This is a genomic window from Microcoleus sp. B7-D4 (assembly GCF_036705125.1).
Lineage (GTDB): Bacteria > Cyanobacteriota > Cyanobacteriia > Cyanobacteriales > Microcoleaceae > Microcoleus.
Map to the genome: position 1 here is coordinate 1 of NZ_JAUBTT010000075.1, position 24,187 is coordinate 24,187.

The following is a 24,187-nucleotide window of genomic DNA, read 5'->3' on the forward strand; positions in this document are numbered from 1 at the left end:
TTGACCGTCCCCTCTATCTCTCTGGAATTCCAATACTGATAAACGCGATTCCCAATCTTAATTCGATTGCCGCCTAAGAATTTGTAGCCAGCTTGCTTGAGAGTGAACGATTTGTATCTGCGAACTTTCTTGAATCCGGGCGGTCTAACTCCTTTCTTGTGATGCTTAAAAAACAGTTGGTAGGCTTTCTCAATTCGTTGGCAGATATCCTGCACAGCTTGAGAGCCGACCGTTTGCCAGAACGCTTTACGCTTTCTCTGTTTGGCAATATGCGATTGAAGTTTTGCACAATTCAAATGCTTTCCCCACATTCGGTAGTACCGTTTATGGAGTGCAATGCAATGGTTGTAGATCACCCCGGCAGCATTGATACTTCGCTTGAGGTGTCTATTCCGCTTGCTTTGATATAGCTTAAACTTCAATGTTTTCATGCTATTATTGTAGATCATCTAGCTATACTTTGCCATGAAAAAGAGCGTATTTCTTAGGCTGACTGATGAAGAGTTTGAGAAGCTAGAATCTTACTGCGAATCACGCGGTAGATCGAAATCAGATGCTCTAAGGGAGCTCATTAGAAGCCTTAAGCTCAAAAAAAGCCGTCAAGCGAAGGACGAGGCTTTAAACCCAATTTTTCGGTCATAATGAGTCTAGGGGCCGTCCCCCGATGATTGCCCTTCGCTAATTAGGGGTAGGCTCAGGGACGCTACCCCAAAAAAATGTTTACCAATCAAATAGGATTGCTAAGGCCGTACTTGCAGCATGAATCTACTAGCAAAAATCAAAACAATAGAACTTCCTCCAGCGCTGCGATCGAGAAATTATCGCCTGTTTTTTGCAGGACAAGGCCTCTCACTGATTGGCAGTTGGATGACGCAAGTCGCTACTGTTTGGCTTGTCTACAATTTGAGCGATTCACCTTGGATGCTGGGCGTGGTGGGATTTACAAGTCAAATCCCCACATTAATTTTACTGCCTTTTGCAGGAGTTTTAATCGATCGCTGGAACCGCCACCGAGTCATAATTGCCACTCAAATATTAGCGATGGTTCAATCCTTAGCGCTAGCATTTTTAGCGCTAACAGGAGTCGTTAACATTTGGCAGATCCTGGTACTGAGTTTCTTTCAAGGCGCAATTAATGCGTTTGACGCGCCGGCACGGCAAGCTTTTGTGCCGGAACTTGTAGAAAAGAAAGAAGATTTAGCAAATGCGATCGCCCTCAACGCTTCCATGTTCAACGGGGCCAGATTAATCGGCCCAGCAATTGCAGGTTTGCTGATAGCTACAGTCGGCCCAAGTTATTGCTTTCTCATTGACGGACTCAGCTACATCGCTGTAATTGCAGGCTTATTAGCGATGCAGATCAAAGCCCGTAATATTGCAGCAACTAATACCAAACCCTTACAAAGATTAAAAGAAGGATTCGTTTATGCCTTCGGATTTCCCCCGATTCGAGCAATTTTACTGCTATTAGCATTAGTCAGTTTTGCGGGAATGTCCCACACAGTTTTAGTCCCGATTTTTGCTACCAAAATCCTGCACGGCGGCCCAGAAGCCCTAGGCTTTTTGATGGCTGCTTCGGGAGTCGGAGCCTTTGGGGGGGCGATTTATTTGATTTCGCGCAAAAGTGTAGTTGGCATCGGCAAATGGATTGCGATTTCACCAGCAATTATGGGATTCGGGCTGATAGGTTTGGGTTTGTCTCGCGTCTTATGGCTGTCATTAATCATGATGTTGTTTGTGGGGTTTGGTTTCATTTTGCAATTTGCAGGAGGAAACACATTTTTGCAAACAATTGTGGAAGATGACAAACGCGGAAGAGTGATGAGCATATACACGATGGCATTTTTTGGAGTGACACCGTTTGGGAATTTAGTTGGCGGCGGATTGGCAAATTATATCGGCGCTCCCAATACAGTCATCATTGGAGGTATAATTTGTGTTTTAGGCTCGATAGTTTTTACCAAACAGTTGCCAGCTTTAAAAAACTTCGTCCGGCCACTTTATCAAAAAATGGGTTTAATTCCGCAGTAACAATTTAGCGTAAAAGCACAAATGCCAACATTAAACAACATTCCCAAAGCTAATATCTGACTGTATCTCTAGCAATCCTCAACAATTGGTAAACTTCTCTCTTTATCTCTTCTCTTCTCTTTCTCTGCGCCCTCTGCGCCCTCTGCGGTTAAAACATCCAAATTAATTACGCAACCAGAGGTTAAACCAAGCGAATTTAGAAGAAGGTTCTGGGATTTCCACCGCGTATCTAGTCGCAGAAAATGTTTTTTAGTTTGTTCACCATTCTTGTTGAGCTTCTGCTTCTGCTTGGATTAAATTTTGCCGCAGTTGCACCCAATTTATTTGATGAGAGGGCAAGTCTTCGATGAGCTTTCCGCGCTGTAAATGCAGAATTCGCGTGCTAAATTGCTCGGCTAATTCTAATTGATGGTTTACCATTACAATTGTGGTTTGGCCGTTTGTTAGCTGTATCAATACTTGCAAAAGGTGGGCGGCTTTTCCTGCGTCTAGGGCAGATGTTGGCTCGTCTAAAAGCAAGATTTTTGGTTGTAGGATGATGCCGCGGGCGATCGCCACGAGCTGTTTTTGGCCTGTGGAAAGCTGGAATTCGCTGCGATTGAGCCATTCTTGGGGTATGTGCAGTTGTTCGATCGCCCCGCTAATTCTCTCAGCAATGTTTGATGAAGTCACGCCCCGCAGCTTCAAAGGATAAGCCAATGCTTCTCGCACCGACATTCCCAAAAGCTTGGATTCTTGCAGGATGAGGGTGATTTGTTTGCGGAGTTCGATCGCAGGTATTTGGCGATATTCTGTATTTTCCAGATAAATCGAGCCGCTGGTGGGACTGCTGAGCCGATTTAGCAACCGCAACAGCGTTGTTTTCCCCGCACCTGAAGGGCCAACAATTGCCACGCGAGATCCCTTCTGTACCTGAAATGATATATTTTCCAACAAATGACTTGAGGCGATCGGTGTTTTTAAACTAACATTATCAATTCGCAGTTGAGGATTTGTTTCTGTATTATTTTCCGAATAATTAGGCATTTAATTAATTAAAAATATGGCTTTCGTGGAACGGGCATCTTGCCCGTTCTTGAGGCAGGCAAGATGCCCACTCCCCAATCCAACTCACTCTTTGTGGAACGGGCATCTTGCCCCTTCTTAAGGCAGGCAAGATGCCCGCCCCACAATCCAACTCAAACTCAAACTTTTACAGCTTTTTCTAAAGGAAAACCCAGTTTTTCGCGCTGTTCCAAATAAAGCTGAGCAACTCGCCGGGCCAAATTGCGAATTTTGGTGATGTAGCGGGTTCTTTCCGTTACCGAAATCACACCTCTAGCATCGAGTAAATTGAAAGTGTGAGAACATTTTAGCACATAATCAAGACTAGGCAAAACCAATCCTTTTTTGGTCAATTGTTCTGCTTCTTGCTCGTACAGTCCAAATAGAGTAAACAGCAATTCGGGATTGGAAGCTTCAAAGTTATAAGTACACTGTTCTATTTCTCCTTGCAGGTGAACGTCGCCGTAAGTGATGCCATCTTTCCACTGAATTTTCGTCATGGCATCGACTTCTTGGAGATACATTGCGAGGCGTTCTAGTCCGTAGGTAATTTCAATGGAGACGGGGCGACAGTCAATGCTACCGCACTGTTGAAAGTAGGTAAATTGGGTGATTTCCATGCCATCGAGCCAGACTTCCCAGCCGACCCCCCAAGCTCCGAGGGTGGGCGATTCCCAGTTGTCTTCTACGAAACGAATGTCGTGGTCTTCTGGGCGAATTCCTAATGCTCTGAGGGAGTCTAAATAGATGTCTTGGATATTGGGAGGAGAGGGTTTAATTAAAACTTGATATTGATAGTAATGTTGGAAGCGGTTGGGATTTTCGCCGTAGCGTCCGTCGGTGGGGCGGCGACAGGGTTCTATGTAGGCGACTGACCAAGGTTCGGGGCCAATTGCTCTGAGAAAGGTGTGGGGATTCATGGTTCCTGCACCTTTTTCTGTGTCGTAGGATTGGGCGATCAGGCAACCGCGATCGCTCCAGAATTTGTTTAAGGTGGCAATGACTGATTGAAAGTTCACTGGTTTAAATATGGTTAGCGAGTGTCTAAGATTATTTAAGCATACTCAAGGCACGGTTTATTGAAATAAACCCTGCCGAAATTAGATAAGACAGGATTTATAGCGAATTGCCCTACTCTGCTTTTTCCAGTTTGCGTTTTTCGATTTCCGTGATCGGTAATAGTAGAGCGTCTTCAATTTGTTGCCTAATTGCGAAGCTGCAATTACTTGAATGCAAGCAATTCCACAACAATACATTGGCATTATAATACTTGTCAAACAGACTTTGCTGAGAATTAGTAAATCTTTTATGTTGTCCAATGTTACGATACTTAATCATGATAGAGCGCATTATACTTCTACATCTTTTCCACTCTGTAGGTGAGGTAACTAGAGCAAGTAAAATATCATCTATAAGAGACTGTAGAACGAGTTTTAACTGAGGAGGGGTTTCAAGCTCAACTATAGCTTGTTGCATATACCTGATAGCCCAAGTTAATAGAACATCGGCATCAAAAAGAAGAGCAAAAGCAATATCAATTGCAATGTCATTTGACAGACTAAAGACAAATTCGCTAGGAGCGGTATTGTGGCGTTTGTAACTATCAGCTACATCTTGCCTAAAATTAGGATCGATTTTATAGGCAAGAATATCCCTAATAGCAGGATGAAGAAAATATTGAATACAATTAAAATGAATCTCTGCAAAATAAATATAAAATGACCGTATGGCTGCTGGTTTATATCGGGCATCTCGGAGAGAATCAGTTTTATTTTGTGCCCAAAGCAAGAATTTTTGAAGCTGCTTATTATGTTTAATTAAATCATTAATACGATCTTGGAGCAATGTCAATAACTTTTCTGAATCAGAAGCTGATAACATACTTACGATTAGTGGGAATACCTCCTTCCAATGTCCTTGATACATATAACAAATGAGTTGCTGCAAATCTTGATGCTGAATGAACCATTTTGCTACAAGAAATTCTTGAAATGTCAAGTGCGAAAATGACCATATTTGTTGCGATCGCTCAATCAACAATCCATGCTGCGCTTCCATCGCCCTCAACACCGATCGACTATCCCGCTGCCCAATTCCCAAAAACTCCGCAATATATCTCTCAATTTCCGCCTGCTCAAACAACACATATTGCTCTTGCTCAAACTTCTTCACTGCTAGAAAGCTCAATAACTCCAGCTTCCGCTCTAGCAACAAATCACGATAAATTTCATCCCGATCGATCGCCCGATCCTTATCCCATTGCTCCAGCAATAACTTCAACCCTTCTTCATAAAGCTTAGAACGCTTCGAGTGAAACTTCCCCGTCGGGTGAAACACTGCACAAGTCAAACTCAGCAAAATCGGCGTAATTGCCAAGTCCCGAATCGGCTTATTTGCCTCTAAAAATAGTTGTTCTAAAAACTCCTTCGCTTTTGCCAGTCCCCCCGACTCATCCCGCATCACCGCCTTATACCAATGTTCTGAAAACGATCGCACCTGCGACTCATTAAAATCAGCTACTTCCACATAATCAAATCGCTCAAACTGTGATTCCTGACTCTGCGTTCGACAGGTCACAATTACCTGCACCTGCGGATAAGTGCGAGCAAACCGCTTGATTTCCTTGGCGATGCTCTTCCCATCTTCTCCCGTCACTTCATCCAACCCATCCAGCAGCACCAGCGCCCGACCTCGATCTAACGCCAATTGAGTTTCGGCATCCGATAACCGCCAGCACCCTTCTAGATAACGCTCTAGCGAGTAGGCAACCTCACCCCCATCCTCGACAAAATCTCGCAGTTTAATCAAAACCGGAATGCGGTGCGCTTGTAAATTACCTGCGTTGCACTCCATCACCACTCGCTGCAAATACGTGGTCTTTCCCGAACCCGGTTTGCCCACTACCATCAGGTTCGCATTCTTTGCCAGCACCTTTAAACCTGATACCCGTTTTAGCTTTTTGCCCAAACCAATGCGATCGAAACTGCGGTAGCTGCGATTTTGGCTAAAGTCCTGCCACAAGTCATCCAATTCCGATCTACGACTACTACTGAGTTCCTCCAGAATATTGACATCCACAAACAAGTCACTCAACGGCACGCAACGATCGACACCCCAAAGCGGCATTCTGCCGTGCAAGGGTTGGATGTCATCGTGGAGGCGCGATCGTACCTGCTGAACCAACGCATCAACAGGATCTTTGACGCTCTCGGCAGGCAGATTTGACAGTGAATTCGGTGGTTTACCTTTCTCCTGAACCTGTTCAGCGTCGGGTTCCCATTTCAGTTTGAGCTTTTTGCAGATGCAAAGAAACTGCTTGCGCTGAACAGCTTCACCTTTGAAAAATTTGTGGATGGTAGTACGCGACATCTTTAATTCAGCAGCCAAATCGGATTTGCTACCAAATTTTGCTAATGCGCTGTCCGCGTTTTTCAGTTGAGTTGGCGATAACCTCAGAGATCGCCCGGTACGTTCTGTCATGTAGTGGTTTCAGGTTTCTCCAATTATAGCGACGCGATCGTAACTTGGACAAACTTGTACATAACCTGAGCGGTAGGCGATCGTATCTAAAACCAGCCTCCTATCTTGCATTTGGCAGATTGTTGAGAGTTTCAACAAAGATGACCAACATGAAGAGTTCAAATAAGAAAAAATGGCTCAAAGTAATCGAGTTTACTGTAGTGGGTGTTGCCACCTGGCTCAATCCCCAAGCAGGATTTCTGCTCTTTCTGCTTCGGCTGTGCTTTCAAATCTTGGCTGCGTTGCAGAAAGATGAGGAGAGTGAAATAGATAAAAGCTAGAAGTCCCCGATCGCCTTTGCGAAAAAATTCAACAGGGCGATCGGTTCCCCAAAGTCCTATAGCGAGATCGCAATTTCAGCAGATTGATTTCCCTTATTACGAGGGCGAAGATGTAAAGTAATTTCCGTATCGAGTCGCTTGAGGAAAAGCAGTAGTTTTCCCTCGCTGAACCGTTGAAACTCTCCCTCCATTAAATGAGAGACTTCTGGTTGTGGAATGCCCAGTAACTCGCTCATTTCACGCTGTTCCAAGTTGCGCTGTTTCAACAGACGAAGTACCTGAATTCCGATTTTACCCCGCGCCAAAAGTTCGTCAGCATCTGCCAATCCAAGGTCAGCAAATACATTACCGCTGCTTTCTTCAAAAATGGTTTCTTCTGTCATAATTGTTCCTCCCTCGCTAGTGCGTCTTGATAGCGTTTTTTAATTAAGTCAACATCAGCCTGTGGGGTTTTAATCCCTTGCTTTGATTTCTTCTGAAAAGCGTGCAACACATAGATTTTGTCACCAATCTTGAGAGCATAAACCGCCCTGTAAGTATCCGTATCGTAACGTTTGACGATTTCATACACACCGCTTTCCACCCCTTTAAAGGGCTTGGCTGACAAAGGTGTTTCCCCAGCTTGCACCAGTTGTAGCGCATAACCTACCGCTTTTTGTACCTCTTCAGGAAACTCGCGGATATTTTTGCGAGAGTCTCCCATCCAAACAAGAGGTCGTAAAGGCACTTCTATAGTATCTTTGTTATCGACCATTTTATACCAAATTTCCTGTAAAAATCAAGTTTGACAATAGCATAAAATGTTGCCCTGCCTAAAAATCGATTTCTCCCATAATGGGTTCTTGTGTCATAGTTCTCTCTCGGCATGGTATAGTACCCATCTTCGATTCGCATCGACAACTCATGAAAACAGACACCATTTTCTACAGCCTGTTTCAGGAATTTCCCCGCTTCTTCTTTGAACTGATAGATCGTTCCCCAGACGAAGCCACCGCCTATGAATTCACCTCCCGCGAAATCAAACAACTCGCATTCCGCATCGATGGCTTATTTCTCCCCAAAACCGAAGAACCTGAAAAACCATTTTACTTGGCTGAAGTTCAGTTTCAACCCGATGCCGACTTGTACTACCGCATCTTTGGCGAACTCTTTCTCTATCTGCGACAATACAAACCCCTCAATCCTTGGCGCGTGGTTGTCATCTATCCCAATCGCCGCATCGAACACGAACAGATGCTGCAATTTCAGGAACTCTTAACGAGTCAGCGCGTCCAACGGATTTACCTCGATGAATTGCCAGAAGCCGCAGATCGATCGCTGGGAGTCAAAGTTGTTAAACTGGTAATCGAGCCAGCAGAGACAGCAGCAGAACAAGCACGCCAGTCGATCGCAATGGCCCGACAACAGATATCCGATCCCACCGTTCAACGCGATTTAATTAACCTCATCGAAACAATTATCGTCTACAAACTCCCCCAGAAAAGCCGCGAGGAAATTGCCGCCATGTTGAATTTAAGCGAACTCAGACAAACTCGATTTTACCAGGAAGTCAAGCAAGAAGGTTTAGAAGAAGGACTCGAACAAGGTGAGCGGCAGGCGAAGTTAGAAGCCATTCGTCGCACGATAGGGTTGGGGATAAATTTAGAGACGATCGCGCAATTATTAGATTTGTCTCTCGAATTTGTTCGCCAAACAATTAACAAAATCCAACGGGAATCGATGTCACTCCCCGAACAAAATATCGACTCGTTTATCGAACTATTAACTCAGCAGCGATCGCTCTTCGGGGTCGAACAATTAACCGAACTAGCGCAGCTAATTGAACCCTTATCCGATGATATCGATGTCCTTTCAGAAGCGATTTCATCCTGGGCTGAAAATTACCCTTCAATTCAGGAAGCTCAAGCCCAACTGCTCGAACCACTACCGATCGCTAAGGCATCAGAAAAAGCAGCAGTCACCCGAGAAAGTAGCGAATCTCAACTCGGCGATCGCCTCAACAAACAAGCTCTCAAAAATGCCATTTTATTGTAGCGCGATCGGCCATATTTCTACTGGCAAATAAACTGAGGCAGATATTGCTGTCTTGCGTCAGATGTTGAGTGGAAGCGATCGCCAAATAGCCACAAAAAAACAGAATAGTCAGAACCCCGACTTCTTGAATAAGTCGGGGCTCAGACAGTGAAAAAGTTGAGATTACTTTCTAGTTTAGTTTGCAGGAGCGAGGGAAACTAACAGAGTGATGTTGTCAACGCCGATGACATAAACCGTGTCTCCCGGTGTGAGGGTGATTTGGCGATCGCACCGTGCGGGCCACCAGCTACCTTGGAAGCGGACGCGACCTGTTTGATTCGGGTAAATCGATTCATCAACTACTGCTTCTTCGTTGAAGTAGTGGAAATTGGTGTTGATGTAGTTATCCATTAAGATATTCTTTTCTGTGCTGTAGGTGTGAAGAGAAAAAATAGAACCGAAAGCTTTTACTACGTTAAACATTTTGTTGACTCCTTTTGTGTTAAAATATATCGAAGTTTTATGGCCTATTTGAGGCTCTTTGAAAAGTAGCATTTCCTGGTTGAAATTGATTACCAGGTCTCTCATGCTCTGATTTAGTCTGCCGGAGCGAGGGAAACTAACAGAGTGATGTTGTCAACGCCGATGACATAAACCGTGTCTCCCGGTGTGAGGGTGATTTGGCGATCGCACCGTGCGGGCCACCAGCTACCTTGAAAGCGGACGCGACCTGTTTGATTCGGGTAAATCGATTCATCGACGACAGCTTCTTCGTTGAAGTAGTTAAAATTGGTGTTGACGTAATTTTTGATAAGCATATTGTTAGCTGTGCTGTATCCTTGGGTAGAGAAAATCGAGCCGAAAGCTTTTACTACGTTGAACATGATATTTACTCCTGTTGTGTTAAAATATATGGGGATGTGTAATTGTCGGTTTATGCTATTTGAGAGGCTGCATTTCCTCGGTTAAGATTGATTGATTGCCTTGATATTTCATTGTTCTTGCCTTCCGTGGTTTTATCAGGATAAAAGGCAAAGAATTTTTGAAATGTTGAGGGGATTTGAGAAGCGGTTGCGGGGAGTCTAAATCCCGTAATTCCGAGGTATTGAATTAAGGATTTAGTGGTTGAGCAGTTGGTGGGATTTACCTTAAGGGTAGATGTTGTTAGCTACATTAGAGATTGGCTGATTCCGCATTACTGCTGCTGTGAAAATGTTTTATTTTTGGGTTTTATGTTTTGATTGGGTTGTGACTCACTTGCTTTACACTTACTAATTTGCCAGGAGTCCAATATCTTTGGGGCGATCGCCAGTCCACTTTCCGAGTCTGGTACTGGCACATGACACTGAGAAACCTGCAAACAACGATTTTGCAGAGGTTTCTGCCTACCTATCAGGCTGCTGGCTGTGCCAATTTAGCCAACTGGACTACCGCCAACAGTGAATTATGAGCTTACGCAGTCTCGATCGCCCAATCCGGAATATCCATACATATCTAGTCCGTAACTGACGCACCAAACCCCTAAAAACCCGGTTTCTGACACCCAGTGCGCCATTAGGGGCCCGTAAGCGGATCTATGATATAAGCAAGTAAACTTGGCAACTCACCCGCCCTCCCCATGCGATATTGAGGTGTACCTACCTATTTAGGCCTAGACAATAGACCTCTTGCAAAAATCCTTTTCATCAATTGATGGGACGGGCTCTCCGGCCCATCTCCCAAGAAAAAATAACTCTTGTGGGATGGGCCGGAGAGCCCGTCCTAATTATTTTTGCAAGAGGTCTAATAGGCGATCGAGAGTTACGCAGATATCAGGAGGCGGTAGGAGTTTTTGATCGATGCAGGTCGATCGCACCCTGTTATCCAATTATTGAACAGGTCGAACTTAAAATCCATTCATAAATTCAGAATCTTAAATTCATAAAAGTCATACTTATAGACAACCTGCTGGATACTGCATAATTGTTACAGGAATTTTGAATAAAGTTTTAGCTAATTGAGACAAAGCGAACTTTAATTTAAGCGACTGTGGCAATTCTTGTACGGAAACTTCTACGAAGCCAAAGCGAGTATAAAATGATGCGAGTCGCTTTCCCAAACATTCTAAATATAGCGGTTCTGTAGCTTGTTGAATTAAATATTTTGTGAGGTAACTTCCCAAACCTCGATCGCGCCAATTTTTCGCCACCACCAAACTGCCCAATTCTTGCGCCCCCGCAAATTTCCGCAACTGTCCGCAAGCTGCCAATTTTCCCTCGCATTGGATGACCCAGAATTGCTCCCAGCGCAACTGAGTTGGATCGAGTCTGGCGCTCCACACTAAGATTCTAATTGATTTGATGTCTTGAGCACAGGCCGGGCGGATAACGCATTGTGGCGGCAACGAAAAAGAACTTTCATTCATTGTGATTCCTGTTGACTGTCTCGTTTGGATTGAGCTTTCAACATCCTTTCTTTTAACCGCACATTTCTCTCGGCAATTTCGGGATTTCCCTTATACCAAGGCGGAACATCGTCATAATCGGGAATTCCATCATCTATCAGATAGCGCGCGTTGGGCTGCTTGGGATAACCTGCAGCCAATCCTCCAGTACAGATAACAAACAAGGCTGTATTTTCAGCAGCTTTTAATGCTCTCTTTGCTGCGGGAGAAACTCTCACAATATCGCCGCCCTCAAGTGTCAATAGTTCCCCATCTACAACCATCAGGCCTTTGCCTTCAACTACAATATAAACTTCTTCTTGTTCTGCGTGGCTGTGAGTAAATGTGTAGCCATCGCCAGCAGGCAAGCGAATCAAACCTAAAGCTACTCCTTGTAGATTTAGCTGTCGCCAAGGGTTGGTGAGTTGGGGCAAATTGTTAAAGTCAAAGTGAGCTTTAGTGAATTTATTGTTACTTTCAGAATCTAGTTCCATATTATGTATTTAAGTATAAGAGGTGTTACTGGAAATTATACCAGCTAGCTGCTTCAAAATGCGAAAGACTTCGTAAAGTTCGTTTCCTGGACTCCCAATATCGAAAAGTTTAGACACGGCATACTGCGGTGTGCCTTGTTTGGTCACTTTGATAAATCGAAAGCTGCTGCCATTTGTCAGAAGCCCAAATGTTACTGGTTCTGGGCTGGGGTCATTCAGCATATAAAATAGTAACTGAGGAAGCCCAGCTTCAACGGAATATTGAGAGCGTTTGGCTTCGATCGCAACTACCCAAAAAGATTTCAGCAATAGCAGGACATCGATGCTACCCCTGACAATTGTATCTTCATCTTCAATAGTCAGTTCTACTGATTTTTCTGCCTCTATATGAAACGGAGTCAAGTAGAAATCTGCTAAAAATAGCAAGGGAGCCAGTACCACCATTTTTACGGTATCTTCCAGCATCGCGTACTTGACACTGTTGATATAACCTGCTTTTACGTTGTCGAGCGCTCGCTTTTTGTCATCGCTAATTTCCGGTAAATCGTCAATCCACTCCCGGAAGAATTGCTCATCTTCACAAAGTTGAAAATTAAATTTTGTTTCGACATCTAGCAGTGTCAGTGTTTTTGCTTGAATGCTTTGTGTCATAGTTTTATGTAGCTATTTGCTGGTTGGTGTTAATTGTAGCATATCAACTGTCGATCGCCTCCCACAAAACCTCCGCGCCAAACCTTACCGGATCGGTACAAGGCAATCCCGTTTCTGCTTGAACTTCAGCTATTGCTAACAGCGCATTTGCCTCATTTAAGTGATGAGTGTTGAGGGCGATCGCGCTCACTTTTCCCCCTGCAAAAGCACCCGCAGCAGCAGCTAACATTTCGTACAATTCAACCACTTTTGATAACCTGGGAATCGATACGTGCGGGTGATTGCGAATGCTAGTTTGTCCGGCTCGGTGGGCTAAAATTAAGTGAGTTGGCTGCGAACCCCGCAGCAGCGGCAGAGTCGCCGTCGAACCCGGATGCAATAGCGAACCTTGCCCTTCTACGTGCAGAATATCGCACTCAGAACCCAATTTAATCACCATTTCTTCGACAGCACCAGCCGCAAAATCAACTCGCACTGCATCCAAAGGAAGGCCTTCATTTCCAATCATTAAACCCGTTTGTCCCGTTGCCAAAAATTTGGAACGCAAACCCCGCTGCAAGCAAGTGCGATTGAGTTCTAAACTGGTTGACATTTTGCCAACGCTCATATCTGTGCCGACGGTTAACACGCGGCGGCAGCTTAATTTAGCAGCGGCGGCATCGGCGATCGCACCGACAGATTTCGGTTCCTGACGCACGTCCCAAATCCATTGATTTTCGGTTAAAGGAACTGTTATCAAAGGTGCAAGTTTCGCGTGCAAACCGTTGACAACTGACAAACCGGCTGCTACCGCTTGATTAATTTCTGGCAGCCATTCTGCCGGCAAAACACCGCCGGAAGGAGCGATACCAATTAGCAGAATATCCGGCGCAAATTTCAGTGCTTCTGCAACGGACGCAACTATCGGTACTTGTTGAGGAATGCCCGTTAATTCTGGTAAAGATTGTCCGGCACATTGGCGGTCTATTACTGCTACAATTTGTGCTTCGCTGTAGCGCAAAAATGCTAAACCTGTTTTGCCGGAAGAACCAAGAATACCCTCGTGCAGCAGGATTGCAACTTTACCATTTTTGATCGGATAGTTTTTAGTCATTGATTCACTTTCAAGAGGGGGATTTTAGATTTTAGCTTCAATCTAAAATCTAAAATCTAAAATCGATTAGGTGTTAGCTGTGATTTGGGTTCAGGGTAAGATCACTCGGATCTTCTCCCAATTCTCGCAATCTGGCCTCTAGTCGCGAGGCTCGCTGGCGTTCCTGTTCCGCTTGCTGTTGAGCGGCTTCGGCTTGCTGTTGAGCGGCTTCCTCTGGCAACAAAACTAAATTGCCAGATTCATCGAAAAAACGCACCCAAGTCGCTGTTTCTCGATCGACAATTCCTTCCCAAGTGCCCAACCAAAAACCTAGGGTTTCGCACCACAGCCAACCCCGCTCGTTGGGCACTAACGGCTGATAACGCAGGGTGACATCTAAACGCCATCCTTGCAAAGAATTCGGCTCGAAAGGATCGAAAACAAAGTAATCAGGAGTTCTAAAAACCTGCTCGTAAATATCCTTTTTTTTGCCTGTGTCCTGATTTGCCGTTGACGGCGACAGCAGTTCCACAATGACATCCGGGTAACGTCCGTTTTCTTCCCAAACTACCCAGCCTTGTCGGGAAGTATTGCTGTCAACACCCAACACAGCGAAAAAATCCGGGCCTCGGAAATCCTGATTCCGAATCTGTTTAGCGCTGTAATAAATAAACATATTGCCACCGACAAAAAAATCGTTCCGGTTAGCTAAACCTTGTTCTACGGAACGGATTAAAACGGTCATTGCTATACGGTGGCGGTTGCTTTCCATTTCTGCACCATCATCAAAAATTAAATCAGTCGGCGGCTGGTGTTCTTCAAAGAAAAGCTTGGCTTCTCGATCGATTCCCTGTCCAATTGATTCTACTGGTATCATACTATCTCCAGATTTATTTTTATCTGTCAACTGTCAACTGTCAACTGTCAACTGCCAACTGTCAACTGTCAACTGTCAACTGTTTAACGATACTTCTATTCTACAAGGTCAATTCGCCGCACTCCCAATCCCGATCGCCCGTTTGGCAGCAAACACCCATTTTCGACGATCGCACCGGTGAAAGGATCGTCTAATAAATTTAAGTGACTGTCCAAATCCAAATAGTCAGCTAGTGGTGAAAGTTGTGCTGCTGCTGTATTTGCGATCGCGCTATCTGAATAGCAGCCGAACATTACTTGCAAATTGCAGGCTTTTGCCGTGTGAATCATCCGCATTGCTTCGGTCAATCCGCCTGACTTCATCATTTTGATATTGATGCCGTGGACGCAGTGCGCTAACTTGGGTATATCGGAACTATTAAAGCAACTTTCATCAGCAAAAATTGGCAGCGGCGATTGACGGTACAGTTCTGAAAAATCATCCATATCGGCGACGGGTGAAAGCGGCTGTTCGACATAATTTATCTGGTATTTTTCCAGCCAGTGACACATCTGGGCTGCATCTTTTAAACTCCAACCGCCGTTAGCATCTACACTGATTTGAATGTTAACTGGTGCTTCCTCTAGCACTGCTGTTAACATAGCTTTGTCGGCTTCGATTCCTTCGGGATTTCCTAATTTAACCTTAACGGCGCGGTATTTGATGCTTGCTGGATCTGTCGCATCTTTACCAAACCAATCGCGCACTCTTTCTCTTGCACTCCTCGGCGAATTAATGCCGATTGTGACGGAGGTGGGCACGATGCGCGATCGATCTAATCCCCACATTTTCCACAGGGGCAAGCCGGCTTTTTTGCCCAGCCAGTCGTGCATTGCCATGTCGATGCCGGCGCGGGCGGCTGAGGGTAAGTTGACCTCTGTTAATACTTGTTCGATTTTTTGGCGATCGCACGGAGTAAACTTTTCTAGCAGCGGTGCAACTTCCTGCAATGCGGCTAGCAGAATTTCGGTAGTTTGGGGTCGAGAACCTGTGGAAAACGGCGAAGCTTCTCCCCAGCCTTCGATGCCTTCGTGTGCTAATTTTACCCATAAATTGGTACTTTGGGCTGTTGTACCGCGGCTGATGGTAAGGGCAAACCGCTTGCGGACAGTGAAGGTTTCAATTTGAAGGTGCATTGTCAGTGATTGGTAATTTTTTATAGATAAAAATCAGAGGTGGCGGATTGCGCCGCTATTGCCATTTTTAACTTTTTACTTTAGAGTTTGATTTTGCTTGTTCTAGTTTATCAAAAAGTTGAGGAAATTCCTTATTTCTGTTTCGCCGAAGAGAGTTGCTTTCTCTCTCAGCATTTGGGTTCTATTCTTTGCTGTTGCTGGTTGCATCATACAAGTTCTGCGCTACGTTTTTAACTATTAAGAACGCTGGATTAGTTGATTTAAATTAGACAGATAAATAAATTATCCTTCGTGGTACTCGTCATTTACTTTGCTGTTTTGCGCGATTTGGCTAGGTATTATTGCTACGGCTAAGAAGAAGCAGGGCGATCGCTATTTTGGGCAATGGAAAGCGCTGGGGTTCATGTTTGGATTTTTTTGTTGACATGAAATCTTGAGTCTGCACGAAATATTAATTATTAACGATTTGGGAAAAGCACTGCATTTAGGAGGATTTTTTTACTTCATTTGGGTAATTCCGGGGGCGCTTTTTGTGGTGGTTACTGGGCTGGCTTATCTCAAGTTTCTCCTGCACCTACCCCGGAAAACAAGGGATTGTTTTTTACTGGCAGGCAGTATATATGTCGGTGGAGCACTTGGCATGGAAATGGTTACTGGCTATTATGCAGATGCGGTAGGTCAGCGAAACTTGATGTACGGTTTGATGACTTCTGTTGAGGAAATTATGGAAAGGGTAGGGGTGATCGTATTCATTTACGCCCTGCTGTCTTACATCGGTTCCCATCTTGAAACTATTGATTTGCGGTTGAAGATAGTGGATAATCGAGAGAGGTAAAACTGACGATCAACCAAGATTATTAACGAAATAGAAATCGCAGACTTTATGCCTATCTACTTCTACACCACTGGCAGCGAATACGGCTGTTTTTCTAATTTTTCCACTCATGGATTCGAGTTAGACGGAGAATATTGGCCAACTACTGAGCATTATTTTCAAGCACAAAAGTTTCCCCAAACGGCTCATTGTGACCAAATTCGCCAAGCAAAAACGCCGAAAGATGCCGCAAAAATGGGGCGCGATCGCTCTCGTCCCCTCCGCAAAGATTGGGAAAAAGTAAAAGATGATATCATGAGAAAAGCCGTACTCCGAAAATTTGAAACTCATTCCGAAATTAGAGAAATTTTACTAGCTACTGCGGATGAGGAAATAGTCGAAAATTCCCCGGTTGATTACTATTGGGGTTGCGGTAAAGATGGCAGCGGCAAAAATATGTTGGGCCAGATTTTAATGGAAGTAAGGGAAATATTGCGAAAACGCACGTCAGAGTAAAACAGAACTTAAATTTCCCAAACTAAAGCAGGACTTATTTAATCCTAAGTCCTGCAATGCTCGTCAGCGAGCATTTCCTCAATTTTCTTAAACACTGAACTTAAAAATCGGCATGAGCAACTGTCAAAACTTGTGTCAATCTCGTCGGGCTGTTCTAGTAGAGGGTTTAGCCTCTCCTCAGAGACTGCGAAGCAGGGGAAACGGTAAAAACCCTGCACCACTTTTTTTGTTTTAACAACTACTCTCAACCGGAATTAACTTTTATGGTTGGAAGTACAGCATTGTTAGCCAGTCGCCTCCCGGACACCGTTCCCCTAAAGTTGGCGATTCACAGGTAAAACAGCAAAACACCTGTTCTGGTTAAAGTTTGTTTTTTATTTATGCTGTATCTTTACTATTGTGTACGATTTGTGGAAAGTGTCAGCAGTGCTACAGAATTCTTTACATTTGTGATTTATTTGGATACCATCGCGCCACTCTGTCGCAGTTGCTGTTGAATTTTGTTAAATTCTTTCTGTTCTGCGCTTAGCAAAGTATTGTCGATCGACGATTGCATATCCCACTGCCATTCTGACAGCAAAATTAGACTGCCTGCCAGAACAATTCCCGTTGTCAAATACTGCCAAGGTGCGACAAAGGGCAATAATCCGATGCTAAATAGATGAGTTAGTCCGCTGAGGATAAAAGTGCGCGATCGCAAACCGAGTCCCGTCAACAAATAGCCGATCGCGCTCAACCCCAACCACAAATCGCAAAGGTGCAGCAACAAACCTGCCCAACCGGCAAAAATACTGCAATCGGTCAAAACCAAACCAGTTATCATCAAAATCGCCCAAGAGTAAAGAATCCAGCTAACTCGCTCGACTCTTACCCAAAACAAAGTCAAAACAGCCATTACCGCAGTGCCAACTAAAGTCAAAGTTGACCACAAAATCGCCTGAAAGCTCCAACTGATGGGGAAAAACTGAGCGGTGAAAAAAATCCCCCCTGTCACCAAACCCCAAAGCAGAAAAGTTTGGTCGATGCGGGTATAAAATCCTGAGAAAAGAGTAATATTTCCAATTTGCCAGCGGAGTTGCAACAGGCCTTCGATGTCTTGTACGTCGAGATGTTCCTGTTTGCAGCGGATTAGGGGTTCGGAGGCGTTGAAAAAGGTCATCCAGTGTTGGGGAAAGTATGAAGTTTTGTGTATTGTAACAAGTCTTAAGGAATATTTTTCAGATTTTTTCTTGTTCCCTGGCTCTGCCTGGGGACGCAGATTTGGAGGCTCTGCTTGCTGTTTTCCTGAGCAACCGAAGAGGCAGAAGGCTGCGTTAAGCTTTGGACTAACGCAGCCTTGAGATTTGAGCTCAAGCAAGTCTCCAATTCTTATCTGTTGGAGAATAAATGATGGCAACATTCACAAGAATTGAGCCATCTTTTTTGCCTGTCGAGTCAATTTGCCATGTACCTGTATCACCCTTCCGTAGATACGGTTTATTTTTCCTGAGTTGGTAGTAGATTGAGTTTGGTGAGCGGTCTACTATTTGGGCGGCACGTTTAACAGTGCAACCAAGTTCCACCGTAACTGCGATCGGCTGGGTGAACAGATTGAGCTGTTCGCTGTTATAATTAGTCATGAGAAATCCTTGGTCTATATAGACCATACACAACATGAGAGTGCTACTGGTTGCAGCCAGTGGCTCCCAAAAACTGATAAGCGATCGAAAGCGTCTCTAGTAACAGCTAGGGGCGCTTGTTTGCTTGTTAAGGGCAGTCTAACACTGCTTTAAAAAATATACAATACAAATAACGTACATTTTTTAAATATATGGTAAATTAGACGTACCAACCTCAAAAGCCTTGTATAACAAGCATTTCATGGAAAACGTATCAACCAGAATTTCTCGTTCCCAGTTACTATCCAGGGGGTTGACAGTATGAAAGGTACACTTGTTTCTCGCTTCACGCCCAGTCTGATGAAGCACGAAGATTTAGAGGAGATGTTGGTGCAGCGTCACGATTTGGCAAACGAGCTAGTCGAGTCAATCCGGTTGAGCATCCTCCAGCCGATCGAGCAGCATCACCTATTGATTGGGATGCGAGGTATTGGGAAGACGCACTTAGTCTCGCTAATGTATCACCGCGTTTCCAAAATGGAGGATTTGCGGGAAAAAGTGCTGATTGCTTGGTTGCGGGAGGAAGAGTGGGGCGTCACGTCGTTTCTCGATTTGCTCCTGCGAATTTTGCGATCGCTCCAATCAGAATATCCGGCTGAATACAAGGCTGAATTGTTCGATCGGGTAGAATCGCTTTACGGTGAATTACCCGATACCGCTCAACAGAAAGCAGCAGAATTGCTGAAAGATTTTGCGGCCGAGCGCACTCTGCTTTTACTTGTAGAAAATTTGGATGACTTGTTTGAAGGGTTGGGCGACAGCGGGCAGCAGCAATTCCGAGACTATTTAGAAACTTATCATTTCTGTACGATTTTCGCGACATCTCAGCATTTATTCAAAGGAATTGACAATAAAAAAGCGCCTTTCTACAACTTTTTCAATCTCCATTATTTAGAAAAGCTAAATTTAGAGCAAGTTGTCGGCTTATTGAAAAATATCGCTAAATTAGAGGACAACAAAGAACTAGAGTTATTCATAGAAACGCCAAAGGGACGTTCTCGAATTGAAGCAATCCATCACTTGGCTGGCGGCAACCACCGCGTTTATATGATTTTTGCGGAATTTTTGACCCGCGACTCGCTCGATCGACTGGTAAAACCGTTTTTGCAAACGCTGGATGAATTGACACCGTACTATCAGGCGCGGATGGCGTGGCTTTCGCCGCAGCAACGAAAGATAGTTGAATTTTTGTGCGATCGGGGCGGGGCTGTCATGGTTAAAGAGATTGCCCAACGCTGTTTTATGACGCATCAGACAGCATCCAGCCAACTTAAACAACTGTCGGGAATGGGTTATGTGACGAGCGAATCGATCGGGCGCGAGTCGTATTATGAACTTCAAGAAGTGCTGATGCGTTTTTGCATGGATGTGAAGAAGCATCGGGGTGAGCCGATTAGTTTAATTGTCGATTTTTTGCGGTTGTGGTACACGAAAGAAGAGTTGAAACAGCGATTGGAGCGCTTGGGAGTAGGATTTAGTGCGATCGGGAAAGAGCTAATTGATAATAGGTCCGAAAAAAGTCATTTGAAGTATCAGATAAGTTGGGAAACACTACCACCTAATGAGCTACTTGAGCGAGAATATTTGCTGCGCGCGCTTCAGGCAAGGGAAACAGATGATTGCGAAGACTCTCGCGTGGCAGCCTACGTGCGGGAAATTGAAAATTGCGAAGAGAAGAAAGATTATGTTTCTGCTTTGAATCTAGCAAATAAACTGGTGGCAATTCGCGGTAAGGCACGGGATTGGTTAGAAAAAGGACGTTGCTTGGACAATCTCGAACGCTATGATGAAGCATTAGAATCGTTTGATAGGGCGATCGAACTTGACCCCAACGATCTGTCGGCTTTGGTTTTACGAGGCTATGTACTCCATAAGCTCAAACGCTACGATGAAGCTTTAGCATCTTTCGATAGGGCGATCGAACTTGATGCTAATAATCATTTGGCTTGGGCTAAGCGAGGCTATGTACTCCATAAGCTCAAACGCTATGAAGAAGCCTTAGTATCCTACGATAGGGCGATCAAACTTGATACCAATTATCCGTGGGCTTGGGCTAATCGAGGGAGTGTACTCTACAACCTCAAACGCTATGATGAAGCATTAGCATCTTACGATAAGGTGATCGAACTTGATACCAATTATCCGTGGGCTTGGCCTTTACGAGGCTATTTGCTCTACAACCTCAAACGCTACAATGAAGCTTTAGTATCTTACGATAGGGAGATCGAACTTGATGCTAATAATCAGTTGGCTTGGGCTAACCGAGGCAATGTACTCAACGACCTCAAACGCTATGAAGAAGCTTTAGAATCTTACGATATGGCGATCAAACTTGATGCTAATAATCAGTCGGCTTGGGCTAAGCGAGGCTATGTGCTCTACAACCTCCAACGCTACGATGAAGCTTTAGAATCTTACGATATGGCGATCGAGCTTGAGGAAAATAATCTGCATTTTTGGGTTTTACGAGGCATTGTACTCACCCACCTCAAACGCTACGATGAAGTTTTAGAAACTTACGATAGGGCGATCGAACTTGGCGAAAATGATCGGGATGTTTGGGTTTTACGAGCCATTGTACTCAAGAGCCTCAAACGCTATGATGAAGCATTAGTATCTTACGATCGAGCGATCGAACTTGGCGATCGATATTCATATGTCTTCTTCCATCGCGCCATTGCCATTCTCGGATTAAATCGTTGGGATGAAGGCCTCGCCGCCTTAGACGACGCATTCCAACGCATTGAATCAGACGAGGAAGTTAGTTCTGAAGATGCCAATTTAATTACCCGCAACCTATTTGCAAACACGCACGAGCCGATAACTAAAACTCGCATTATCAGCCTAATTGCAGTTTACGAAAAACACAAATGTCTCTCAATATTAGGAAATGGGATTGTGCGAAACATCCCCGCGCTAATGTCAGAAATGGTAAGCGACAAAGCCGCACGCACTTGGTTAGAATTGTGGCAAGAATTAACCAGCAAGTACGAAGAATTTCAAATTCCCATCCGCCTGCTGAAAGCGGCTGTCCGCTATAAGGAAACCAAGGGCGACAGACGAGTTTTGCTAGAACTTCCCATTGAAGAACGCAATTTATTAGAACCGTTGGTGTCAACAAAACCCGAATAAGTAAAACAGGACTTACGCACTCCGACAAAGAAACCGGGTTTTTTACCTAATCTTCGAGTACGAACGAAGTATTTTCGTAAAAAAAACAGGTTTCTGGGTCCCGTGGGTAAGTCCTATAAAATAGGTATAAAATAGAAATTGATGATACTAGCAAAGGACTCATCCCCATGACCGCAACAATTCCAACTAAAACCTCAGTAGAAATCATCTACCCAGACAGCGACGGCAAACCCATGTCAGACAATACAAAACAGTTTGAACTAATTGTCACCATTCAAGGCGGAATAGATGCCTTATACAAAGACAACGAAAATGTCTTTGTAGCAGGTGATTTGCTGTGGTATCCCGTGGAAGGAGATAACAAAACTCGCCAAGCACCTGATACGATGGTAGTGTTTGGCAGGCCGAAAGGTTACAGAGGTTCCTACCAACAGTGGCTTGAAGATAATATCGCCCCGCAAGTAGTCTTTGAAATCCTCTCGCCCGGAAATCGAATCGGAGCACTGTTTAAGCTGTTTAATTTCTACCAGGATTATGGAGTCGAAGAATATTATGTCTACAGTCCAGAGGATAATGAATTAATTGGTTGGCTGCGTTCTGATGGAAAACTCAACTATATTGAATTAATGGATGGTTGGGTGAGTCCGCGTTTGCAGATCCGTTTTCAAACTGAATCGGGAGACTTGGAAATTTATCGGCCTGATGGACAGAAGTTTTTGTCTTATGTGGAGTTGTCAAGACAACAAGAATCAGCACAGCGACAAATGGAACTAACACAGCAACAAATGGAACAAGAACGGCAAGATAAAGAGTTAGCACAGCAAAAAGCCGATCGCCTATCCGAGAAATTGCGAGAAATGGGCATCAATCCAGAGGAAATTTGAAACTTTTAGAGACCACCGGCGGTTTAAACCGTTAGGTTTCTTCAACTAGCGAAGGCGAGTTTTGTCTGTGTAGACGCGGTTTCAACCGTCGGGTATTTGAATCACCTATAATAACTTGACATATCAACAATTCCCCATGCAAAATCCCCGCCAAATAGCCTTTCTCGCACTCCGCGAAGTCCACCGCCGCGGTGCATTCGCAGATGCCGCACTCGATCGCGCTTTCAGCAATTCTCAACTCAACGACCTCGATCGGCGTTTAGTGACAGAATTAGTTTACGGTAGCGTCAGGAGAATGCGATCGATCGACTTCATCATCGACAAACTAGCAACAAAGAAATCCTCCCAGCAACCGCCCGAACTCCGTACCATCCTACATTTAGGCTTATATCAACTCGAATATCTCAACCAGATTCCCCCCTCCGCCGCCGTCAACACCACCGTTCAACTAGCAAAAGAAAACGGATTTTCAGGACTCAGCAGTTTTGTCAACGGTTTGTTGCGCCAATACATCCGTTTAACAGATAACAACTTAAACCCCTTAACAGTTACTAATTATAAATCAACTGTCGAACGCCTAGGAATTCTCCACAGCTTCCCCGAATGGCTGGTAAAATTGTGGATCGAACAAATAGGCGAAGCCGAAACCGAACAACTCTGTGAATGGTTCAACCAATCCCCCACGATTGACCTGAGAATCAATCCCTTAAAAAGCTCGATCGCCCAAATCGAAGCTGCCTTCAAATCCCACAACATCTCAACTAACAGAATCCCCAACTTGCCACAAGCATTAAGACTAAATGGCAGCATCGGCGCAATTCAAAACCTCCCCGGATACAGCGAAGGTTGGTGGACAATCCAAGACAGTAGCGCTCAATTAGTCACCCATTTACTAGCGCCCCAGCCAGGGGAAACTATTATCGACGCCTGCGCCGCGCCGGGGGGAAAAACCACCCACAGCGCCGAATTAATGCAGGATGAAGGGACAATTTATGCCTGCGACAAAACCGCCAGCAGACTCAAAAAACTTAAAGAAAATGCAGACAGACTCCAGATGAAATCTATTAAAATTCATACCGGAGACAGCCGCCATTTCCCAGAGTTTGTCAACCTCGCAGACAGAGTTTTACTAGACGCACCTTGTTCTGGCCTCGGAACCCTCCACCGCCGCGCCGACGCCCGCTGGCATCACACGCCCGAAAACATTCAACAACAATCTCAACTGCAATCGGAATTGCTAGCAAATGCAGCGACATTTGTCAAGTCCGGCGGCGTATTAGTTTATGCAACTTGCACAATTCATCCCTTGGAAAATGAAACTGTTATTCGATCGTTCTTAGACAACAATCCTCACTGGGAAATAGAACCGCCAACAATTGATTTACCCGTACAGCCATCACCCGAAGGATGGGTGAAAGTGTGGCCGCACAGACATCACATGGACGGCTTTTTTATGGTGAGGCTAAAGCAATTAAAAAACGAGTAATACCAATTTTTTATGAGGCCCCGTAGAATCCGATCCCCCCTAGCCAAGGGCGGGCACGGGGGCACCGCCCCTACTAAGGGGGGGACAAGATTCCGATCTTTCGTCCCCCTTCTTAAGG

At 44.7% G+C, this 24,187-nt stretch carries 24 protein-coding genes and 1 pseudogene; 9 read left to right on the forward strand and 16 right to left on the reverse strand.

What is annotated here, in order from left to right:
• Positions 1–431, reverse strand: a pseudogene (locus QUB12_RS26095) (RNA-guided endonuclease TnpB family protein); the annotation flags it as partial.
• 34 nt (positions 432–465) lie between these two features.
• On the opposite strand from QUB12_RS26095, the gene QUB12_RS26100 reads away from it, so the two are divergent.
• Positions 466–642, forward strand: a complete 177-nt coding sequence (locus tag QUB12_RS26100) for a ribbon-helix-helix protein, CopG family (RefSeq protein ID WP_333138599.1) — start codon at positions 466–468, stop codon at positions 640–642.
• A gap of 117 nt (positions 643–759) precedes the next feature.
• A complete protein-coding gene (locus tag QUB12_RS26105; protein ID WP_333138601.1) occupies positions 760–2,031 on the forward strand; it encodes an MFS transporter in 1,272 nt (423 codons plus the stop codon).
• Between the two features lie 258 nt (positions 2,032–2,289).
• Here the strand turns inward: QUB12_RS26105 and QUB12_RS26110 are convergent, their stop codons facing one another.
• The 3 genes from QUB12_RS26110 to QUB12_RS26120 all read right to left on the reverse strand — a co-directional run bounded on the left by QUB12_RS26110 (position 2,290) and on the right by QUB12_RS26120 (position 6,555).
• Positions 2,290–3,057, reverse strand: a complete 768-nt coding sequence (locus tag QUB12_RS26110) for an ATP-binding cassette domain-containing protein (protein WP_333138603.1) — start codon at positions 3,055–3,057, stop codon at positions 2,290–2,292.
• A 158-nt stretch (positions 3,058–3,215) separates the two neighbouring features.
• Positions 3,216–4,094, reverse strand: a complete 879-nt coding sequence (gene glyQ / locus QUB12_RS26115) for a glycine--tRNA ligase subunit alpha (RefSeq protein WP_242720870.1) — start codon at positions 4,092–4,094, stop codon at positions 3,216–3,218.
• Positions 4,095–4,206: 112 nt separating this feature from the next.
• A complete protein-coding gene (locus QUB12_RS26120; protein ID WP_333138604.1) occupies positions 4,207–6,555 on the reverse strand; it encodes an NACHT domain-containing protein in 2,349 nt (782 codons plus the stop codon).
• Positions 6,556–6,704: 149 nt separating this feature from the next.
• Between QUB12_RS26120 and QUB12_RS26125 the strand changes: the two genes are divergently transcribed.
• Positions 6,705–6,875, forward strand: coding sequence for a hypothetical protein (locus QUB12_RS26125; protein ID WP_333197377.1), 171 nt, complete (start codon positions 6,705–6,707; stop codon positions 6,873–6,875).
• A 56-nt stretch (positions 6,876–6,931) separates the two neighbouring features.
• Here the strand turns inward: QUB12_RS26125 and QUB12_RS26130 are convergent, their stop codons facing one another.
• Positions 6,932–7,258 carry an XRE family transcriptional regulator gene (locus tag QUB12_RS26130; RefSeq protein WP_333138608.1) on the reverse strand — a complete coding sequence of 109 codons (327 nt, stop codon included), beginning with the start codon at positions 7,256–7,258 and terminating at the stop codon, positions 6,932–6,934.
• On the reverse strand, positions 7,255–7,629 hold the full coding sequence (locus QUB12_RS26135; protein ID WP_333138609.1) for a type II toxin-antitoxin system RelE/ParE family toxin: 375 nt from the start codon (positions 7,627–7,629) through the stop codon (positions 7,255–7,257). Before QUB12_RS26135 ends, QUB12_RS26130 begins: the two co-directional genes overlap by 4 nt.
• A 149-nt stretch (positions 7,630–7,778) precedes the next feature.
• Here QUB12_RS26135 and QUB12_RS26140 point away from each other — a divergent pair, with 149 nt between their 5' ends.
• On the forward strand, positions 7,779–8,909 hold the full coding sequence (locus QUB12_RS26140) for an Rpn family recombination-promoting nuclease/putative transposase (RefSeq protein WP_333138611.1): 1,131 nt from the start codon (positions 7,779–7,781) through the stop codon (positions 8,907–8,909).
• Positions 8,910–9,083: 174 nt separating this feature from the next.
• On the opposite strand, the gene QUB12_RS26145 is transcribed toward QUB12_RS26140, so the two are convergent.
• From QUB12_RS26145 to QUB12_RS26180, 8 genes are all read right to left on the reverse strand, one after another.
• Positions 9,084–9,371, reverse strand: a complete 288-nt coding sequence (locus tag QUB12_RS26145; protein WP_333138613.1) for an NfeD family protein — start codon at positions 9,369–9,371, stop codon at positions 9,084–9,086.
• A 113-nt stretch (positions 9,372–9,484) separates the two neighbouring features.
• Complete coding sequence (locus QUB12_RS26150) at positions 9,485–9,772, reverse strand: NfeD family protein (RefSeq protein WP_333101688.1); 288 nt, start codon at positions 9,770–9,772, stop codon at positions 9,485–9,487.
• A 1,049-nt stretch (positions 9,773–10,821) separates the two neighbouring features.
• The gene (locus QUB12_RS26155; protein ID WP_333309125.1) at positions 10,822–11,292 is read right to left on the reverse strand and encodes a GNAT family N-acetyltransferase; all 471 of its coding nucleotides are present in this window, start codon (positions 11,290–11,292) and stop codon (positions 10,822–10,824) included.
• On the reverse strand, positions 11,289–11,804 hold the full coding sequence (locus QUB12_RS26160; RefSeq protein ID WP_333138620.1) for a cupin domain-containing protein: 516 nt from the start codon (positions 11,802–11,804) through the stop codon (positions 11,289–11,291). Before QUB12_RS26160 ends, QUB12_RS26155 begins: the two co-directional genes overlap by 4 nt.
• Positions 11,805–11,813: 9 nt before the next feature.
• Complete coding sequence (locus QUB12_RS26165) at positions 11,814–12,455, reverse strand: type I restriction endonuclease (RefSeq protein WP_333138622.1); 642 nt, start codon at positions 12,453–12,455, stop codon at positions 11,814–11,816.
• A 43-nt stretch (positions 12,456–12,498) separates the two neighbouring features.
• Positions 12,499–13,548 (reverse strand): DUF1611 domain-containing protein, encoded by a 1,050-nt coding sequence (locus QUB12_RS26170; protein WP_333309127.1) that lies wholly within the window; start codon positions 13,546–13,548, stop codon positions 12,499–12,501.
• A gap of 73 nt (positions 13,549–13,621) precedes the next feature.
• Positions 13,622–14,404 (reverse strand): Uma2 family endonuclease, encoded by a 783-nt coding sequence (locus QUB12_RS26175; protein WP_333309128.1) that lies wholly within the window; start codon positions 14,402–14,404, stop codon positions 13,622–13,624.
• A 95-nt stretch (positions 14,405–14,499) separates the two neighbouring features.
• Positions 14,500–15,579 (reverse strand): dipeptide epimerase, encoded by a 1,080-nt coding sequence (locus tag QUB12_RS26180; protein ID WP_333309130.1) that lies wholly within the window; start codon positions 15,577–15,579, stop codon positions 14,500–14,502.
• A gap of 433 nt (positions 15,580–16,012) precedes the next feature.
• Between QUB12_RS26180 and QUB12_RS26185 the strand changes: the two genes are divergently transcribed.
• Together QUB12_RS26185 and QUB12_RS26190 are read left to right on the forward strand one after the other, a co-directional pair.
• Positions 16,013–16,414 carry a hypothetical protein gene (locus tag QUB12_RS26185; RefSeq protein ID WP_333138630.1) on the forward strand — a complete coding sequence of 134 codons (402 nt, stop codon included), beginning with the start codon at positions 16,013–16,015 and terminating at the stop codon, positions 16,412–16,414.
• 48 nt (positions 16,415–16,462) lie between these two features.
• Complete coding sequence (locus tag QUB12_RS26190) at positions 16,463–16,909, forward strand: NADAR family protein (RefSeq protein WP_333138632.1); 447 nt, start codon at positions 16,463–16,465, stop codon at positions 16,907–16,909.
• A gap of 454 nt (positions 16,910–17,363) precedes the next feature.
• Here the strand turns inward: QUB12_RS26190 and QUB12_RS26195 are convergent, their stop codons facing one another.
• Positions 17,364–18,068 carry a hypothetical protein gene (locus QUB12_RS26195; protein ID WP_333138634.1) on the reverse strand — a complete coding sequence of 235 codons (705 nt, stop codon included), beginning with the start codon at positions 18,066–18,068 and terminating at the stop codon, positions 17,364–17,366.
• A 190-nt stretch (positions 18,069–18,258) separates the two neighbouring features.
• Positions 18,259–18,528: a hypothetical protein gene (locus QUB12_RS26200; protein ID WP_333138636.1), complete on the reverse strand. Its 270-nt coding sequence runs from the start codon at positions 18,526–18,528 to the stop codon at positions 18,259–18,261.
• Between the two features lie 300 nt (positions 18,529–18,828).
• Here QUB12_RS26200 and QUB12_RS26205 point away from each other — a divergent pair, with 300 nt between their 5' ends.
• The 3 genes from QUB12_RS26205 (at position 18,829) to QUB12_RS26215 (ending at position 24,069) form a co-directional block, all read left to right on the forward strand.
• Complete coding sequence (locus QUB12_RS26205; protein ID WP_333309132.1) at positions 18,829–21,699, forward strand: tetratricopeptide repeat protein; 2,871 nt, start codon at positions 18,829–18,831, stop codon at positions 21,697–21,699.
• Between the two features lie 167 nt (positions 21,700–21,866).
• Positions 21,867–22,583, forward strand: a complete 717-nt coding sequence (locus QUB12_RS26210; RefSeq protein ID WP_333138640.1) for a Uma2 family endonuclease — start codon at positions 21,867–21,869, stop codon at positions 22,581–22,583.
• 136 nt (positions 22,584–22,719) lie between these two features.
• On the forward strand, positions 22,720–24,069 hold the full coding sequence (locus QUB12_RS26215) for a 16S rRNA (cytosine(967)-C(5))-methyltransferase (RefSeq protein WP_333309134.1): 1,350 nt from the start codon (positions 22,720–22,722) through the stop codon (positions 24,067–24,069).
• Positions 24,070–24,187: the final 118 nt, after the last annotated feature.